The sequence below is a fragment of the Kocuria sp. CPCC 205263 genome, from assembly GCF_040981075.1.
Lineage (GTDB): Bacteria > Actinomycetota > Actinomycetes > Actinomycetales > Micrococcaceae > Kocuria > Kocuria rosea.
Window position 1 is genome coordinate 1 of the sequence record NZ_JAVKPV010000007.1, and the last position, 15,299, is coordinate 15,299.

16 protein-coding genes and 2 pseudogenes are annotated in these 15,299 nt (G+C 74.7%); 4 read left to right on the forward strand and 14 right to left on the reverse strand.

From position 1 onward, the window contains the following. Positions 1-399 (forward strand): aminotransferase class I/II-fold pyridoxal phosphate-dependent enzyme (locus RF647_RS12360; protein ID WP_368811967.1); only part of this gene is annotated, 399 nt, incomplete at its 5' end. A gap of 36 nt (positions 400-435) precedes the next feature. On the opposite strand, the pseudogene RF647_RS12365 reads toward RF647_RS12360, so the two are convergent. Together RF647_RS12365 and RF647_RS12370 are read right to left on the reverse strand one after the other, a co-directional pair. Beyond that, positions 436-939: pseudogene (locus RF647_RS12365) on the reverse strand (alpha/beta-hydrolase family protein); the annotation flags it as partial. A gap of 106 nt (positions 940-1,045) precedes the next feature. Further along, positions 1,046-1,567: pseudogene (locus RF647_RS12370) on the reverse strand (alpha/beta-hydrolase N-terminal domain-containing protein); the annotation flags it as partial. Between RF647_RS12370 and RF647_RS12375 the strand changes: the two are divergent. Next, positions 1,500-2,750, forward strand: a complete 1,251-nt coding sequence (locus tag RF647_RS12375; protein ID WP_368811968.1) for a phosphatidylserine/phosphatidylglycerophosphate/cardiolipin synthase family protein — start codon at positions 1,500-1,502, stop codon at positions 2,748-2,750. The pseudogene RF647_RS12370 and the gene RF647_RS12375 sit on opposite strands and share 68 nt — an antisense overlap. A 21-nt stretch (positions 2,751-2,771) precedes the next feature. On the opposite strand, the gene RF647_RS12380 is transcribed toward RF647_RS12375, so the two are convergent. Then, positions 2,772-4,187 (reverse strand): AI-2E family transporter, encoded by a 1,416-nt coding sequence (locus RF647_RS12380; protein WP_368811969.1) that lies wholly within the window; start codon positions 4,185-4,187, stop codon positions 2,772-2,774. A 149-nt stretch (positions 4,188-4,336) separates the two neighbouring features. Between RF647_RS12380 and RF647_RS12385 the strand changes: the two genes are divergently transcribed. After that, positions 4,337-5,146 (forward strand): trimeric intracellular cation channel family protein, encoded by an 810-nt coding sequence (locus tag RF647_RS12385; RefSeq protein WP_368811970.1) that lies wholly within the window; start codon positions 4,337-4,339, stop codon positions 5,144-5,146. Between the two features lie 39 nt (positions 5,147-5,185). On the opposite strand, the gene RF647_RS12390 is transcribed toward RF647_RS12385, so the two are convergent. The 3 genes from RF647_RS12390 to RF647_RS12400 all read right to left on the reverse strand — a co-directional run bounded on the left by RF647_RS12390 (position 5,186) and on the right by RF647_RS12400 (position 7,874). Then, the gene (locus tag RF647_RS12390; protein ID WP_368811971.1) at positions 5,186-5,848 is read right to left on the reverse strand and encodes a GntR family transcriptional regulator; all 663 of its coding nucleotides are present in this window, start codon (positions 5,846-5,848) and stop codon (positions 5,186-5,188) included. An 80-nt stretch (positions 5,849-5,928) separates the two neighbouring features. Beyond that, on the reverse strand, positions 5,929-6,432 hold the full coding sequence (locus RF647_RS12395; RefSeq protein WP_368811972.1) for a DUF3830 family protein: 504 nt from the start codon (positions 6,430-6,432) through the stop codon (positions 5,929-5,931). Next, a complete protein-coding gene (locus tag RF647_RS12400; protein ID WP_368811973.1) occupies positions 6,429-7,874 on the reverse strand; it encodes an amidase in 1,446 nt (481 codons plus the stop codon). Before RF647_RS12400 ends, RF647_RS12395 begins: the two co-directional genes overlap by 4 nt. Positions 7,875-7,965: 91 nt before the next feature. On the opposite strand from RF647_RS12400, the gene RF647_RS12405 reads away from it, so the two are divergent. After that, positions 7,966-8,676 carry a maleate cis-trans isomerase gene (locus RF647_RS12405; RefSeq protein WP_368811974.1) on the forward strand — a complete coding sequence of 237 codons (711 nt, stop codon included), beginning with the start codon at positions 7,966-7,968 and terminating at the stop codon, positions 8,674-8,676. An 11-nt stretch (positions 8,677-8,687) separates the two neighbouring features. Here the strand turns inward: RF647_RS12405 and RF647_RS12410 are convergent, their stop codons facing one another. The 8 genes from RF647_RS12410 to RF647_RS12445 all read right to left on the reverse strand — a co-directional run bounded on the left by RF647_RS12410 (position 8,688) and on the right by RF647_RS12445 (position 15,270). After that, entirely contained in the window at positions 8,688-9,452 is a 765-nt protein-coding gene (locus RF647_RS12410; RefSeq protein WP_368811975.1) for an Asp/Glu/hydantoin racemase, read from the reverse strand. Between the two features lie 107 nt (positions 9,453-9,559). Continuing rightward, a complete protein-coding gene (locus RF647_RS12415) occupies positions 9,560-9,979 on the reverse strand; it encodes a DUF3151 domain-containing protein (protein WP_126346908.1) in 420 nt (139 codons plus the stop codon). Between the two features lie 121 nt (positions 9,980-10,100). After that, a complete protein-coding gene (fbaA, locus tag RF647_RS12420) occupies positions 10,101-11,123 on the reverse strand; it encodes a class II fructose-bisphosphate aldolase (protein ID WP_126346907.1) in 1,023 nt (340 codons plus the stop codon). A gap of 99 nt (positions 11,124-11,222) precedes the next feature. Next, entirely contained in the window at positions 11,223-11,876 is a 654-nt protein-coding gene (locus RF647_RS12425; protein WP_368811976.1) for a TrmH family RNA methyltransferase, read from the reverse strand. Next, the gene (pyrE, locus tag RF647_RS12430; protein ID WP_017833050.1) at positions 11,869-12,450 is read right to left on the reverse strand and encodes an orotate phosphoribosyltransferase; all 582 of its coding nucleotides are present in this window, start codon (positions 12,448-12,450) and stop codon (positions 11,869-11,871) included. The genes RF647_RS12425 and pyrE overlap by 8 nt, the downstream gene beginning before the upstream one ends. Before the next feature lie 25 nt (positions 12,451-12,475). Next, a complete protein-coding gene (locus tag RF647_RS12435) occupies positions 12,476-13,234 on the reverse strand; it encodes an SDR family NAD(P)-dependent oxidoreductase (protein WP_368811977.1) in 759 nt (252 codons plus the stop codon). 64 nt (positions 13,235-13,298) lie between these two features. Continuing rightward, positions 13,299-14,507 (reverse strand): acyl-CoA dehydrogenase family protein, encoded by a 1,209-nt coding sequence (locus RF647_RS12440; RefSeq protein WP_368811978.1) that lies wholly within the window; start codon positions 14,505-14,507, stop codon positions 13,299-13,301. A 124-nt stretch (positions 14,508-14,631) separates the two neighbouring features. Beyond that, on the reverse strand, positions 14,632-15,270 hold the full coding sequence (locus RF647_RS12445; protein WP_368811979.1) for a sulfate/molybdate ABC transporter ATP-binding protein: 639 nt from the start codon (positions 15,268-15,270) through the stop codon (positions 14,632-14,634). Positions 15,271-15,299 lie beyond the last annotated feature (29 nt).

The following is a 15,299-nucleotide window of genomic DNA, read 5'->3' on the forward strand; positions in this document are numbered from 1 at the left end:
CCCGGTCAGCACATCGTGGAGCGGTTCGTGCGCCAGGGCGGCTACGACGACCACCTGGCCGGCCTGCGCACGGAGTACCGGCGGCGCAAGCAGGCCATGGACGCCTCGATCGCCCGTCACCTGGGCTCCCGGGTGGTCACGACCGACCCCGAGGGCGGCTTCTTCCTGTGGGTGACCCTGCAGGGCGACGACGCGGCCGTGGCCACCCCCCGGCTGTTCGAGATCGCCCTCGCCGAGGGGGTCGCCTTCATCCCCGGTCCCGCGCTGTCCCCCTCGGGCCGGTTCCAGGACGCCTTCCGGCTGTGCTTCGCCTCCACGAGCCCGGAGCGCACGGAAGTGGGCGTGCAGCGCCTGGCCCGGGCCCTGGACCTCGCCCGGGCGGAGCTGACGGGACGGTAGTACCGGGCCGGCCTGGGACCCGGCGGCCGGGACGGCCTCGCCCAGGACCATGTCCACGGCCAGCTGGAGGTAAATCAGGAGTGGGATCCACACCATCGCGTCGCTCACGTCCGCGGCGCGCCCGCCCTCGGCCTGCGATCCCGCCGGCCACTCCGACCGCTGCCAGATCACGGCGGGGTCCAGCCAGGTGATGGGGTCCGTGGCGTGCTGGTGGTAGGCGATCCGCGGGCGCTCCCACGGCCCGTGCACGGCGTCGAACAGCGCCCGGCTCGAGGCGCGGGGCAGCTTCGGGGCGAAGAGGAAGGAGACCCAGCTGGGCCGGTAGGAGTACTGCGTCGCCACGATCGCCGTGCGCCCCGCGTTGAGGTACTCCACGGTGTCCACGGGCTGGCGCTCGAGCCAGCCCGACCCGGTGGGCGCGGCGACCACCGGCACCTCCCGCTCGAAGCCGCCGCGGGACGGCCCGTCACCTCCTCGATCTGTGCCGGGGTGGGCCCGCCGCCGACGAAGACGCGGCCCTGCATGCCGAGCGCCTCCCAGCGCACCGGCGAGTCCTCGCCCGCCGAGCGCCACCGGGAGCCGGACTCGACGACGCCCTCGGGGTCGTCGCGTCCCGTGCCGCGTAGACCCGGTCCGCCACGGCCAGCACGCCGAGCACCACGAGCAGGACGGCCAGGAGGACGGCCGAGGCCGCGCCCGGAGGCCCGGGCCCGCGGGTGCGGCGGGCGGCGGCCCGGAGCACGAGCCCCGCGAGCAGGACCCCCAGGCGGCAGCCGAGCGTGAAGCCGACCCCGGCGAGAAAGCCCTGGAAGACGGGCGGCCGCGGTAGCAGGGAGGGCGTCACCGCCGCCATGGAGAGGCCGAGCCCGGGCACGAGGCCGATCGAGCGCGCCACGGCGGGGGCGCTGGAACCGGGGTCCATGGCACGAGCGTGGTCGCCGCCCACCCCGGCGCCTGCGGGGCGCCTCACCCGCGGGTGGCGGGGGCCGGACCGGTGCGCTCCGCGGGCGCTGCCAGGAGCCGGTCGGCCACCAAGGACAGCACGGCGGCGAAGACCGGGCCGCCCCGCGCCTTCGGCGGCGCCCGGGTAGGCTTCGCGGATGAGAATTCCTCGTTCCTCCGGGCCCCGCCTGCTCCGTTCGTTCGCCGTCCGCTCCGCCCTGGGCATGGTGGCCGTGCAGGCGGCGGTGGTGGCCACCCTGGTGGCCACCGACGCGATCAAGCGCCGGAGCCGCTCGCGGCGCTCCGGGTTCCCGCGCCCGGGCACGTTCGAGCACACGGTCGCGGAGACCGGCACCACGATCTACACCTACGGCGAGGACCTCTACCGGGACATGCTCGCCGCGATCCGCGGCGCCCGGCACCGGGTGCTGCTGGAGACCTTCATCTGGAAGGACGACGAGGTCGGGCGCGAGTTCCTGGACGCCGTCAACGACGCCGCCGCCCGCGGTGTCGAGGTGCACGTCATGTACGACGGCTTCGGCAACCTCGTGGTGCCCCGCGGCTTCTACCGCTTCCACCCGGACGTGCACGTCTTCCGGTTCCCCGTCCTGCGCCCGCGCCTGCTGCTGAGCCCCCTGCAGGCGACCGGGCTGACCCACCGCAAGCTGCTGGTGGTCGACGACGAGGTCGGGTTCGTGGGCGGCTACAACCTCGGCTCGCTCTACGCCACGCAGTGGCGGGACACCCATGTGCGGCTCACCGGTCCCGCCGCCTTCGAGCTGGGCCACTCCTTCGCCGCGGTGTGGAACCACCCCTCGGCGCGGCGGACGAAGCTCCCGCACGTGAACCCGGGCTCCTGGGACTCGCGGGTGCGCGCGATCAACAACATCCCGGCCAGCCTCGTGTACCCGATCCGCAGCGTCTACCTCGACGCCATCCACCGGGCCACGGACCACATCTACCTGACCACCGCCTACTTCATCCCCGACCAGCAGATCCTCTCCGCCCTGATCGAGGCGTCCCGGCGGGGCGTGGACGTGCGCGTCATCCTGCCCGAGGACTCCAACCATGTGCTCGCCGACTGGCTCTCCCGCGGCTTCTACTCGACCCTGCTGGCCGCGGACATCACCGTGCTGCTCTACCGCCACGCCATGATCCACGCCAAGACCGCGACGATCGACGGGCAGTGGTCGATCGTCGGCACCGCCAACATCGACCGGCTGAGCCTGGGCTTCAACTACGAGACGAACCTCGAGATCCACGACCGGGACGTCGCCGCGGACATGGAGGCGGTCTTCGCCGCCGACAGCGAGAACTGCCGGGAGCTGACCGCGGGCCGGTGGGACGAGCGGTCCCCCGCGGCCTGGTTCGCCGAGACCGTCCTGGTGCCGCTGCGGCCTTTCCTGTGACGCCGTGGCCCCCCGGGCCGCTCAGTCCTGCGCGTCCGGCTCGTCCCCGGCCGGGGTAGGTCCGTCGTGCGGCCTCCCGCGGGCGTCGTGCTCCGTGGCCCCGAGCCGGCCGCCGGGGCGGTGCTGGTAGCGCATCCGCTGGTACTTCCACCGCTCGGCCATGCTCGCCTTGGACCGGGCGGTGTCCTGGGGGTCGAGCGGGTCCGGCCCCAGCACCGGGTCCTCCCCCGCCTGGTACCGGTCGCTCCACACCTGGATCACGGCCCAGCCCACCGCGGTGATCGGCACGGCGAGGATGGCCCCGAAGATCCCGCCGACGATGGTGCCCACCGTGAGGGCCAGGAGCACGACGATCGCGTGCAGGCTCAGGGTCCGGCCCATCACCACGGGCTGGAGGAGGTCGCCCTCGATCTGGTTGACGACGACGACGACGCCGGCCACGATCAGGGCGGTCCACGGGCCGTTGGTCACGAGCGCGACCAGGGCGGCCAGGATCCCCGCGACCGTGGCGCCGACGATCGGGACGAACCCGCCGATGAACACAATGACGGCCAGCGGCAGCGCCAGGGGCACCCCGAGCAGGGCCAGGGGCACCCCGATGAACACCGCGTCGACGGCGGCGACGACCGCGGTGCCGCGCACGTAGCCGCCGAGCACCTGGATCGCCCGGTCCCCGGACTCGGCGAGCCGCGCCCGGGTGCCGCCGTGGAACCAGCGCAGCGTGAAGTTCCACATCTTCGCGCCGTCCTTCAGGAAGAAGAACAGGACGACGGTCATGAGCACCACGCCGGCGAGGAACTCGGTGGCGGCCGTGAGCCCGCTGATGGCTCCCCCGGCGAAGGCGCTGGACGTGAGGAAGTCGGTGGCCCGCTGGAGCAGCGCGTCCAGGGAGGCGGTGTCCACGGGCAGGGGCCCGGACATGATCACGCGCTGCAGCTCCTCCCACCCCTCCACGGCCGAGGCCGAGAGGTTGTCCCACTCGCTGCGGACCGCGAGGACGATGCCCGTCACCACCCCGCCCACCAGGGCGAGGATGCCCAGGAACGCCGCCGCGGTGGCCAGCAGGGGCGACCAGCCCCGGCCCGTCAGCCAGCGCACGAGGGGGCTCACGGCCGAGGCCAGGATGAGGGCCACGAGCACGGAGATCACCACCAGCGACACGCGGAGCAGGATCCACGTCAGCCCGGCGAGCACGGCGGCGACGAGCAGGACCTGGGCGGAGCGGGAGCCCGCCCGTCCCAGGGGGTCCGACCACGGGCCCACGGCGGGGAGCACGGCCCGGGCCACGTCCCCGGGGTCCGCGGCCGGCCCGTCCGGCGGACCGCCGGAGGGGGCGGATGCCGCGCGCGCTCCGGGCGCGTCCGTGTCCGCTCCGGCGCCGGTGAATCCCGTCCCGGGCAGCGGGGAGGGTTGGTCGGGGGTGGGTGAGGTGCTCATGGGACGACTCCTGGTGGTGGGCCCGGCCGTTCCGTTCGAGCGGCCGGCGCTGGACGGCCTGCGGGTGCTCCCGCGTCCAGTAGAGCACCGCGGGCCGGGGCGCGGGAGACGGTGCTACCCTCGGGCGTCGGCGTGACGCGGGAGAGGCGGTGGTGGCCGTGGTGGCGGTGGTGGCCGTGGTGGCCGTGGTGGCCGTGGTGGCCGTGGTGGCCGTGGTGGCCGTGGTGGCCGTGGTGGCCGTGGTGGATCTCGACCCGAGCGCGGCCTTCGACGCCGTCGACCTGCTCGGCGTGCTGACCAACGGCATCCTGGGCGGGGTGGTGGCGCGCCAGCTGAAGATGGACCCCGTCGGCTTCGCGTTCCTGGCCGTTGTCTCCGCGCTCGGCGGGGGACTGCTGCGCGACACCCTCCTGCAGGTCGGCTTCCCCGTGGCCCTGACGAACCCCGCGTACCTGATCACGGCGATCGCCGGCGCCACCATCGCGTTCTTCCTGCAGTTCCGGGGGAAGTGGACCAACCGCGTGCTGGTGGTGGCCGATGCCCTGGCCCTGGGCTGCTGGGCGGCGACGGGCACGGGCAAGGCCCTCGACGTGGGACTGACCTGGCTGCCGGCCGTCATGATCGGGGTGATCACCGCCGTGGGCGGCGGGATGATCCGCGACATCGCGGTGGGGCGGGTGCCGATGATCTTCGGCGGCAACACCCTCTACGCGACCGGGGCGGTGATCGGCAGCGCCGAGATGGCGGTGCTGCACGGCCTGGGCTACCCAAAGTGGGGCATGGCCGCGGCGATCCTCACCGCCGCCACGGTCACCGTGGTGGCCCGGCGCCGGGGGTGGCGGCTGCCCGGGGCGGGCGAGTGGAACGTGCGCCTGCCCCGACGGGACTGGCCCCGCCCGACGTGGCGTCCGCGCCGGCCCGGCGGTCCCGGCCGCGGCGAGGAGCCCGGCGCGTCCTGACGCCCCGCCGGCCCGCGCGCGGGCAGGGGCGCGGCCCGCTCAGGCGCCCAGGACCCGCTCGAGGCCGTCCTGCATGTGGGCCCGCAGCAGCGTGTCCGCACGGTCCGCGTCCTGCCCGTCGAGCGCCTCGGCGATCTCGGCGTGCTCCCGGAGGCGGGCGTCGGCGGACCCGTAGGTCCCCTGCATGCCGGTCAGGGACATCCGGATCTGGGTGAGCAGCGTCCGGTGCATGCCGAGCAGCCGGGGGCTGCCGGCGAGCTCCACGAGCAGCTCGTGGAAGTGCAGGTCCGCCTCCGACATCGCACGCCCGTTCGGCTCCGGGGCGGCGGCCCGCATCTCGGCCAGCGGCACGGCCAGCGCCTCGGCGGCCCGTGAGCCGGTGCCCGTGGCCACGATCCGGCGCACGGCCGCGCACTCCACGGCCTCCCGGGCGAGGTACATGTCCCGGACCGCGTCCTCGGTCAGCTCCATCACGAACAGCCCGCGGTTGCGGTGACCCACCAGCAGGCCCTCCTGCGTGAGCCGCTGCATGGCCTCGCGCAGGGGTCCCCGGCTCACGTTGAGCTCCCTGGCCAGCTCCTGCTCCACGAGCTGGCTCCCGGGCGGGAAGCGGCCGTCGGCGATGGCCTCCCGCAGGATTCTGGCGATGAGCGCAGGGGTCGACTCCTGGACCACAGGGGGAAGGGCCGACCGGGCTGCCATGCTGCTCTCCATCTCTCGTCCGGCCCGGGGCGGGGCGCCCGGGCCGAGGATCCATCCTAGTTCGCGCCGTGCCGGCCGGCTCAGGGCTCCTCCGCGCGGGCGAACCGCAGGGTCTCGCCCCGGGCCCCGCCCATCCACACGTCCTGGCACGCGGCGGCCAGCTCGTCGAGGCCGTCCTCGATCGTGGCGAAGACGTTGCCCGGCACCCACCCCACGTCGCCGTTGAGCAGCAGGTTGTTCCGGCCGTAGAAGACGGCGAGGTCGATGAGCAGGCGGTGCTCGGAGGTCCCGGAGGAGGCGTCGTAGCCGTAGGCGGGGTTCTCGAGCACCCCGTCGAAGCTGAAGTAGCAGAGGTCCCCCGGGATGGGCGTCACGGTCTGGTTCTCGGGCCCCGGCTCCTCGGGCGCGAACGCCGGGACCAGGGCGTAGATCTCGTTGCGGGCGAACTTCCCGTGGAAGACCTGGCCGGCCAGGGGCAGCGCCCGCCAGACGGCCTCGGCGGTCCGGGGCGCCTCGCGGTCCAGGAGCCGGGCGCGGGCGGTGACGGCGCGCCGCTCCAGGCTGACGGTGAGGTAGCGGGTCACGGGGTGCTCCGCACCGGCACCGCGGCGGAGGACCGGGCCGCGGCCGGTGGGCGGAGGGCGCCGTGGCCGGCCGCGGCCTCGTAGGCGGCCGCGGCGTCGAGCACCCGCTGGTCGCCGTGGCGCGGGCCCACGATCTGCAGGCCGACGGGCAGCCCCTCCGCGGAGAGCCCGCACGGGACGGTGACCGCCGGCTGCTGGGTGAGGTTGAAGGGATAGGAGTAGGGCGTCCAGCTGGTCCAGTCCTGGCTCGGGGACCCGGCCGGGACGTCCGTGCCGGCCTCGAAGGCCGTCCGGGGCAGGGTGGGCGTGACGAGGACGTCGTAGCGCTCGTGCAGCAGGCCCATCCGGTGGCCCCATGCCATGCGGCAGGCCGTGGCGTCGAGGTAGTCCTGGGCGGTGAAGCCGTGGTGCCGCTCGAGCGCGGCGCGCAGGGAGGGGTCGATCCGTTCGAGCGCGCCCGCCCCGCCGCCGGCCACCACGGCCGCCGCGCCGCTGAACCAGAGCACGTGGTAGGCCCACACGGGGTCCTCCTGGCCCAGCTCCACCTCCTCGACCACCGCGCCGAGCTCGGCCAGCACCCCGACGGCCGCCCGCACGGAGCGCTCCACCCCGGGGTCGTTGACGCCGTAGCCGAGGTCCGGGCTGAAGGCCACCCGCAGGCCGGCTGCCCGCTCCGGGCCGGCCAGCCGGCCGAGGAAGCTCCCGGTGGGGGTGGGCAGCGCGGACCAGTCGCGGGGGTCGTACCCGGACAGGGCGTCGAGCATCGCGGCGGCGTCGGCCACGGTGCGGGCCAGCGGTCCGGTGTGGGCCAGCGTGCCGAAGGGGCTCGCCGGGTACAGGGGCACCAGCCCGTAGGTGGGCTTGAGCCCCACGATCCCGCAGAAGGAGGCCGGGATGCGGACGGACCCCCCGCCGTCGGTGCCCACCGACAGGGCGCCGAGCCGGGCCGCCACGGCGGCGGCCGAGCCGCCCGAGGAGCCGCCCGGGGTCCGGGCGGTGTCCCAGGGGTTGACCGTGACACCGGTGCGGGGGCTGTCCGTGACGCCCTTCCAGCCGAACTCCGGGGTGGTCGTCCTGCCGACGAGCACTGCGCCGGCCTCCTTGAGCCGGGCCACCGACGGGGCGTCCTCGACCCACGGCCCGGCGTCGTCGACGAGCAGGGAGCCCCGCAGGGTGGGCCGATCGCGGGCCAGGAGCAGGTCCTTGACCGTGGTGGGCACCCCGTCCAGCGGCCCGCGCCCCTCCCCGCGGGCCCAGCGCTCCTGCGAGTCCCGGGCGCCGCGCAGCGCCTCGTCGCCCTCCACGAGGCAGAAGGCGTTGAGGACCGGGTCCACGGCCTCGATCGCGCGCAGCGTCGCCTCGACGACCTCGACCGGCGACAGCTCGCCCGCGGCGTAGGCCGCCGTCAGCTGCAGCGCGGACAGCTCCAGCACGTCCTGCACGAGACCCCCTCCGGCCGCTACGATTGTCGACAATCAAACTGTAAGCTTTTCGCCGATCCCGTCCAACCCTCCCGGGAGGAGGCGCCCCGACGTGCACACCGTGGTCATGCTCTATCCGGGGCACAGCGCGGAGGACGACTACGCGGTGCTGGAGCGCCTCGTGCCGGACGCCGCCTTCCCCGTGGTGCACACCTGGGAGGGCGGCACCGCGCACGACGTCGGGGCGCTGCTCGACCTCGGCGCCCGCCGGCACCTGGAGCCCGCCGCCCGCCGGGCGCGCGCCCACGCCCCGGACGCCGTGCTGTGGGCCTGCACGTCGGGCAGCTTCGTGCACGGCCGGGAGGGCGCGCTCGTCCAGGTCCGCTGGGTGGCCGAGGCCGGCGGCGCTCCCGCCTCCTCGACGTCCTGGGCGTTCTCGGCGGCGGTCCGCCACCTGGGGGCCCGCCGGGTCGCGGTGGCGGCGACGTACCCGGCGGACGTCGCGGCCCGCTTCACGGCCTTCCTGGCCGGGGACGGCATCACGGTCACGGCGCTGTCCGCCCACGGCGTCCCCAGCGGCGAGGACGCCGGGCGCCTCGACGCCGAGTGGCTGCTCGGGGCCGCGCGTGCCGCGGACGTCCGGGGCGCCGAGTGCCTGCTCGTCCCGGACACGGCCCTGCACACGGTGACCGCCCTGCCGGGCCTCGAGCGGGCGCTCGGGCTGCCCGTGCTGACCGCCAACCAGGTGACGGCGTGGCACGGGCTGCGGCTGGCCGGACACCCCGCCCGCGCCGACCGGCTCGGCGCCCTCTTCCGGGCGTGACCCGGGCCGGCTCAGCGCAGCTCGGCCTCGCGGGACGGCAGGGCGCACAGGCGCTGCCCCGGGCCCTCCGGGGCCAGACCCAGCCGGCGCAGGCCCGCCCACAGCGTGACCTGGTTGGCGGTCAGTACCGGCTTGCCCAGCTCCTGCTCGAGGGGCGCGATGAGGTCGTAGGTGGGCAGGTTGGTGCAGGCGACGAAGACGGCCCGGGCCTCCTGCCGGTCCGCCCGGCGGACGAGGTCCGCCGTCACGGCGTAGGGGACGTGCCAGATGAGCCGGTCCAGCCCCAGGCCCGCGCAGGCGACGACGTCCCTGCCGTCCTCCGCGAGGAAGTCCTCCAGCCGCTGCGTGAGCCGCTCGACGTAGGGGGTGGCGATCGCGAGGGCGGTCACGCCCAGGGCGTCGAGCGCCTCGAGCAGCGCCTCGGAGGTGGTGAGGGCCGGGACACCGGTCTCCTCGGTGATCGTCCGGGAGATCCGCCGGGCCCCCCGCCAGCCGTGCACGAAGCTGCCGGACGTGCAGGCGTAGACCACGGCCTCCGGGCCCACGGCCGCCAGGGAGCGGGCCGCCGCCCTGATCTCGGCGTCGTCGCCGATGCGCGCGGCCATGAGCTCGTCCACGACCAGGGGATGGTACGGCGTGCGCGCCACCGCCAGGGACGTCGTCGCGGGCATCCACCGCCACATCTCGCGGTCGAGGGCCATGTCGTAGGGGTTCACCACGCCGAGCACGCGCTGGACGCCGGGGCCCTCCGGGATGGGCGTCTGCGGGGCGGCCATGCCTCCATGCTGGCACCGCTCCGGCCGGCCGACAACGGTCGTGACCGGACACGACGAGGGCCCGGGAGCCGTCCTCCGGCGTCCCCCGGGCCCTGGCGACCGCCGGGTCAACGCTGCAGCTGCTCCGCGGCGGTGGGGTCCGAGTCGTTGAGGAACTTCTGGATGCGCTCGGCCTCGTCGAACTCGCCGATGGCCGCGGCGGCCCGGCCCAGGGCCGCGAGCGCCCGCAGGAAGCCGCGGTTGGGCTCGTGGGAGAACGGGACGGGCCCGTGGCCCTTCCACCCGTGGCCGCGCAGGGCGTCGAGGCCGCGGTGGTAGCCCACGCGGGCGAAGGCGTAGCCCTCGAGGACGCGACCCTCGGCGAGGGCGTCCTCGGCGCACATGGCCCACGCGAGGGAGGCCTTCGGGAAGCGCGCGGCGAGGTCCTCCGCCTCGTCGCCCGCCTCGATGCGCTCGACCAGGCCCGGGTCCTCGGTGAGGAAGGTGGGCTCGGGGCCGCCGAGCAGGTTCTTGCCGGTGAGGCTCATGGGGGACGGGGTCCTTTCGGTGCGCGGGACTGCGGGGGCGTGCGGGACGGGCGCGGGAACGACGGCGGCGCCCCGCTCGGGCAGGACGCCGCCGTCGTGCTGCGCGGCCGCGGAGGGGCGGCTACTTGACGGAGGTCCCGGCGGAGCCGAGGTTCTGGCAGGCCTCGACCACGCGGGCGGCCATGGACTCCTCGGCCAGGGCCCCCCACACGCGCGGGTCGTACTTCTTCTTGTTGCCGACCTCGCCGTCGATCTTCAGGACGCCGTCGTAGTTGGCGAACATGAACCCGGCGATGGGGCGGGTGAAGGCGTACTGGGTGTCGGTGTCCACGTTCATCTTGACCACGCCGTAGGAGACAGCGTCGGCGATCTCCTGCGCGGAGGAGCCGGAGCCGCCGTGGAAGACGAGGTCGAACGGGCGGTCCTGGCCGAGCTTCTTGCCGACCTCCGCCTGGATCTGCTGCAGCAGCTCGGGGCGCAGCTTGACCCCGCCGGGCTTGTACACGCCGTGCACGTTGCCGAAGGTCAGGGCGGTGAGGTAGCGGCCGTTCTCGCCGGCGCCGAGGGCCTCGACCGTGGCGAGACCGTCCTCGACGGTGGAGTACAGCTTCTCGTTGATCTCGTTCTCGACGCCGTCCTCCTCGCCGCCGACCGCGCCGATCTCGACCTCGAGGATGATCTTGGCCTTGTTCGTGCGGGCCAGCAGGTCCTGGGCGATCCTGAGGTTCTCGTCGAGCTCGATGGCGGAGCCGTCCCACATGTGGGACTGGAAGATCGGGTCCTCGCCGCGGGCCACGGCCTTCTCCGACTCCTCCAGCAGCGGCAGCACGAAGCCGTCGAGCTTGTCCTGCGGGCAGTGGTCGGTGTGCAGGGCGATGTTGACGTCGTAGTTCTTCGCGACCTCGCGGGCGAAGGCGGCCATCGCGAGCGAGCCGTTGACCATGTCCTTGACGGAGGCCCCGGACCAGTAGGCGGCGCCGCCGGTGGAGGCCTGGATGATGCCGTCCGAGCCGGCCTCGGCGAAGCCGCGAATGGCCGCGTTGAGGGTCTGGGAGGAGGTGACGTTGATCGCCGGGTAGGCGAAACCCTTCTCCTTGGCCCGGTCGATCATCTCGGCGTAGACATCAGGGGTTGCGATGGGCATGCTGGCTCCTTCGGTTCGGGTGTGGCCTGGCTCCCACTCTAGCCAAAGCCGCGCCGCGGGACGACGGGGGAACGGCGGGTGGACACGGCGGGTCGCCCGTCAGGCGACCGGCTGGCCGAAGACGTGGCGCCGGATCCAGGCGTGCATCGCCACCGCGGCCGCCGCGGAGGCGTTGATGGAGCGGGTCGAGCCGAACTGGGCGATCGACAGGGTGGCCCGGGCCGCGGCGTGCATCTCGGGGCTCAGCCCCGGCCCCTCCTGGCCGAGCACCAGCACGCAGCGCTCGGGCAGGTCGTAGGTCTCGAGCCGCTGCGAGTCGGGGAAGTTGTCGATCCCGATCACGGGCAGGCCCTCGGCGTCCGCCCAGGCCGCGAACTCCTCGACGCTCGCGTGGTGGCGCAGGTGCTGGTACCTGTCGGTGACCATCGCTCCCCTGCGGTTCCAGCGGCGTCTGCCGATGATGTGCACCTCCCGGGCGAGGAACGCGTTGGCGGTGCGCACCACGGAGCCGATGTTCAGGTCGTGCTGCCAGTTCTCGACCGCCACGTGGAACCCGTGCCGGCGAGTGTCCAGATCGGCCACGATCGCGTCCATCGTCCAGTACCGGTAGACGTCCACGACGTTGCGCCGGTCCCCGTGCTCGAGCAGCTCCGGGTCCCACTGCTCCCCCTCGGGCCACGGGCCCGCCCAGGGGCCGACGCCCACCGCGGGGGCCGGTCCCGCGGCGCCGGTCTCGGCGGCGGGGTCAGTCAAGCCCGAGCTCGTCCTTCGTGAAGGCGTAGAGGCACGGCACGCCCGCCGTCTCCTCGATGCGCTCCTTGGCGCCGGTCCGCCGGTCCACGATGATCGCCACGGCCACCACGTTGGCGCCCGCCCGCTGCAGGGCCTCCACCGCGGTGAGCGCGGACCCGCCGGTCGTGGAGGTGTCCTCCACGACGACGACGTCGCGGCCCTGCACCGGGGGGCCCTCGACCTGGCGGCCCATCCCGTAGCTCTTCTGGGCCTTGCGGACCACGAACGTGTCGACGGCCCGGCCCTGGTCCCCCGCCGTGCGCATGATCGCGTGGCCCACGGGGTCCGCGCCCATGGTCAGCCCGCCCACGGCGGCGCAGGAGATCCCGGCCTCGTCGAGCAGCGCCAGCATCACCTGGCCCACGTAGCGGGACGCCTCGTGGTGGAGGGTCACGCGGCGCAGGTCCACGTAGTAGTCGGCCTCGATGCCGCTGGCGAGCGTGACCCGGCCCCGCACCACGGCGAGGTCGATGATCAGCTGGCGGAGGCGGTCGCGGGCCGTCGCGAGGTCGACGGGCGAGAAGTCGGTGGTCATGGGTCCCAGTCTATGGGGCGGGCTCTCAGCGGGGCGCCATGCGCAGCGCCCCGTCCATCCGGACGGTGGTGCCGTTGAGGTAGTCGTTGTCGAGGAACGCCGCCACGAGCTGGGCGAACTCCCTGGGCCGGCCGAGCCGGCGCGGGAACGGCACGCCCGCCGCGAGCGCGGCCCGGAACTCGTCGCCCACCGCCGCGAGCATGGGCGTCTCGATCACGCCGGGGGCGATGGTGTTCACCCGGATGCCGGCGCTCGCGAGGTCTCGGGCCGCGGTGATGCCCAGGCTGTGCACCCCGCCCTTCGACGCCGCGTAGGCGGCCTGCCCCACCTGCCCCTCGAACGCGGCGACGGAGGCCGTGTTGACGACCAGCCCGCGCTGGCCGTCGTCGTCGACGGGGTCGGTGGCGGCGATCCGCTCCGCGGCCAGGGCGAGGACCGTGAAGGTGCCGAGGAGGTTCACGCGCAGCACGGTCTCGAACAGGTCGAGGTCGTGCACGCCCTGCCGGCCCAGCACCCGGGCCGAGGGGCCGATGCCGGCGCAGTTGACCACGGTGCGCAGGGGCCCGGAGCCGGCCGCGGCCGCCACCGCCTCGCGCACCTGCTCCCGATCGGTGACGTCGGCGGGCACGCGGGTGACGCCGGGGGCGTCGGGGGCGTTCTCGAGCGCGGCCGGGAGGTCCACGCCGAAGACCCGCACGCCGCGCCCCGCGAGCATCGCGGCGGTGGCCGCGCCGAGGCCCGAGGCGGCGCCGGTGACGAGGGCGGAGGTGTCGGTGACGTCCATGCGGGGTCCTTTCGGAGGAGCTGCTCGAGGCGGTGGGGGGCGGACGGTGGTGCGGGGACCGCACTCAGACAAACGCGGAGACGCCGGTGACGGCGCGGCCCACGATGAGGGCGTTGATCTCGTAGGTGCCCTCGTAGGTGTAGAGGATCTCGACGTCGTTGAAGAGCTTGGCCATCTCGTGGTCGGTGACCACGCCGTTGCCGCCGAGCAGGTTCCGGCCCAGGGCCGCGGACTCGCGGGCCAGGGACGTGGTGGTGGCCTTGGCCAGCGCGGCGTGGGGCATGTCGAAGCCGCCGTCCTCCTGGAGCCGGGCGATCTGGGCCATGAGGCCCAGGGCGGCCGTGGCGTTGCCGAGGATCCGGGCGAGGGGCTCCTGGACGAGCTGGAACTTCGCGAGCGGGCGGCCGAACTGCCGCCGGGTCAGGGCGTAGTCGCGGGCGACGTCGAAGATCGCGAGCTGGACCCCGGCGCTCTGCCAGCCCACCCAGGCGCGGGAGTTGCGCAGCATCACGTTGGCCGCGGCGAAGTCCCGTGCCCCGGGCAGGGCGCCGGCGGCGGGGATCCGGACCTCGTCCAGGACGATGTCGGCGTTCTGCATGATCCGCAGCCCGATCTTGTGCTCGATTTTCGTGGCGGACCAGCCCGGGCGGTCGGTCTCCACGAGGAAGCCCTTGACCTTCCCGTCGGCGGTGTCCCGGGCCCAGACGATCGCGACGTCGGCGATCGTGCCGGCGCCGATCCAGCGCTTGGTCCCGGTGAGCACCCACTCGTCCCCGTCCCGGGTCGCGGTGGTGGCCAGGCCGCCGGCGATGTCGGAGCCGTGCTCGGGCTCGGTGAGGGCGAAGGCGCCGAGGGCCCGGAAGCGGCGCAGGTCGGGCAGCCAGCGGGCCTTCTGCTCCTCCGAGCCCAGGGCGGCGATCAGGTCGACGATGAGCTCGTTGTGGATCCCCACGAGGGCACTCAGCGACACGTCGGCCCGGGCGACCTCGACGTAGGCCAGGCCCCGGTAGAGCCGGCTCGCCCCGGAGAGCTCGAGCTCGCCGAGCCCGTGGGCGGCCAGTGCCGGGAGCAGGTGGGACGGGAACTCCTCACGGTCCCAGTAGGGCGTGACCACGGGGCGGACCTGCTCCTGGAGGAAGGTGTGCAGGTCGGCCAGCCGGGCGCGCTCCTCCGGGGGGAGCAGGGCGGCGAAGCAGAAGAGGTCGGCGTCCGGGAAGGGGATGCCGGGGTGCTGCTCCACGGACGGGGATTCGCCGCGCAGGACGGGAGTCATGGGTGGTCCTCTCGTCGGCCCGTCACGACGGGGTGGGTCGTGTGAGCCGGGTCATACGAAAACGGTGGTGGTCCCGATCGTACTGCGCGGGCCGGGGAGGCGCCGGAGCGCTCCGGCGCGGTGCTCAGCCCGCCGCGACCCGGCCGTGCTCGAGCACCACGACGTGCTCGGCGAGGGCGGCGGCGTCCCCGGGATCGTGACTGATGACCAGGGCCGTGCGCTCCGCCAGCACCCGGACGAGCAGCTCGCGGACGAGGGGCCGGGCGGCCGCGTCCAGGGCGGAGAACGGCTCGTCCAGCAGCAGCAGCCGCGGCTCGGCCGCCAGGGCCCGGGCGATCGCCACACGTTGCGCCTGGCCGCCGGAGAGCTGGGCCGGGCGGCGGTCGGCGAACTGCTCGGCGCCCACCTCGGCGAGCCAGTGCCGGGCGGCGGTCCGCGACCGGGCGCGGCCCGCCCCGCGGCTGCGCGGGCCGAAGGCCACGTTCTCGAGCACGCTCAGGTGCGGGAACAGCAGCGGCTCCTGGGCCATGAGCGCGATGCCGCGCTCGTGCGGGGGCATCCAGCGCCCGCGCCCGGTGGCGTCGAGGTCGAAGAGCACGGTCCCGCCGAGGGTGCACCGGCCGGTGTCCGGCACGAGCAGCCCGGCGAGGACGGCGAAGAGGGTGGACTTCCCCGCGCCGTTGTGGCCGGTCACCGCCACGGTGGCCCCCGGCGGGACGCTCAGCGAGAGGTCCACGTCCCGGGCGGCCAGCCGGGCGGTCACGGACAGCCCCTCCGTCGTCGCCGCCCCGG

Excerpts from the sequence above, each read along its gene's own strand:
- RF647_RS12375 (WP_368811968.1), top strand. The coding sequence starts at position 1,500 with ATGAGAATTCCTCGTTCCTCCGGGCCCCGCCTGCTCCGTTCGTTCGCC.
- RF647_RS12380 (WP_368811969.1), bottom strand. The coding sequence starts at position 4,187 with ATGAGCACCTCACCCACCCCCGACCAACCCTCCCCGCTGCCCGGGACG.
- RF647_RS12390 (WP_368811971.1), bottom strand. The coding sequence starts at position 5,848 with ATGGCAGCCCGGTCGGCCCTTCCCCCTGTGGTCCAGGAGTCGACCCCT.
- RF647_RS12410 (WP_368811975.1), bottom strand. The coding sequence starts at position 9,452 with ATGGCCGCCCCGCAGACGCCCATCCCGGAGGGCCCCGGCGTCCAGCGC.
- RF647_RS12415 (WP_126346908.1), bottom strand. The coding sequence starts at position 9,979 with ATGAGCCTCACCGGCAAGAACCTGCTCGGCGGCCCCGAGCCCACCTTC.
- fbaA (WP_126346907.1), bottom strand. The coding sequence starts at position 11,123 with ATGCCCATCGCAACCCCTGATGTCTACGCCGAGATGATCGACCGGGCC.
- pyrE (WP_017833050.1), bottom strand. The coding sequence starts at position 12,450 with ATGACCACCGACTTCTCGCCCGTCGACCTCGCGACGGCCCGCGACCGC.
- RF647_RS12435 (WP_368811977.1), bottom strand. The coding sequence starts at position 13,234 with ATGGACGTCACCGACACCTCCGCCCTCGTCACCGGCGCCGCCTCGGGC.
- RF647_RS12440 (WP_368811978.1), bottom strand. The coding sequence starts at position 14,507 with ATGACTCCCGTCCTGCGCGGCGAATCCCCGTCCGTGGAGCAGCACCCC.